Below are 1,119 nucleotides of genomic sequence, written 5' to 3' on the forward strand. Positions count from 1 at the left end.
TGAAAACTGAGGGGATGAGCTGTGGTTAGGGGTGAAAGGCCAATCAAACTCCGTGATAGCTGGTTCTCCCCGAAATGCATTTAGGTGCAGCGTCGTGTGTTTCTTGCCGGAGGTAGAGCACTGGATAGGCGATGGGCCCTACCGGGTTACTGACCTTAGCCAAACTCCGAATGCCGGTAAGTGAGAGCGCGGCAGTGAGACTGTGGGGGATAAGCTCCATGGTCGAGAGGGAAACAGCCCAGAGCATCGACTAAGGCCCCTAAGCGTACGCTAAGTGGGAAAGGATGTGGAGTCGCAGAGACAACCAGGAGGTTGGCTTAGAAGCAGCCACCCTTGAAAGAGTGCGTAATAGCTCACTGGTCTAGTGATTCCGCGCCGACAATGTAGCGGGGCTCAAGCGTACCGCCGAAGTCGTGTCATTGCAGCAATAAGCCCCAACGGGGGCTGTGATGGGTAGGGGAGCGTCGTGTGCCGGGTGAAGCAGCCGCGGAAGCGAGTTGTGGACGGTTCACGAGTGAGAATGCAGGCATGAGTAGCGATACACACGTGAGAAACGTGTGCGCCGATTGACTAAGGGTTCCTGGGTCAAGCTGATCTGCCCAGGGTAAGTCGGGACCTAAGGCGAGGCCGACAGGCGTAGTCGATGGACAACCGGTTGATATTCCGGTACCCGCTTTGAAACGCCCAATACTGAATCAGGCGATGCTAAGTCCGTGAAGCCGTTCCGGACCCTTCGGGGAAAGGAAAGTGGTGGAGCCGACGAACCAGACTTGTAGTAGGTAAGCGATGGGGTGACGCAGGAAGGTAGTCCATCCCGGGCGGTGGTTGTCCCGGGGTAAGGGTGTAGGACGTCAGGTAGGTAAATCCGCCTGGCAATAGTCTGAGACCTGATGCCGAGCCGATTGTGGTGAAGTGGATGATCCTATGCTGTCGAGAAAAGCCTCTAGCGAGTTTCATGGCGGCCCGTACCCTAAACCGACTCAGGTGGTCAGGTAGAGAATACCGAGGCGTTCGGGTGAACTATGGTTAAGGAACTCGGCAAAATGCCCCCGTAACTTCGGGAGAAGGGGGGCCATCACTGGTGATTGGATTTGCTCCATGAGCTGGGGGTGGCCGCAG

General features: G+C 56.6%; 1 rRNA gene. It reads left to right on the top strand.

From position 1 onward, the window contains the following. Positions 1–1,119 (top strand): 23S ribosomal RNA (locus tag ACWF6P_RS31800); the annotation flags it as partial.

Source organism: Rhodococcus sp. NPDC055024, from assembly GCF_053608585.1.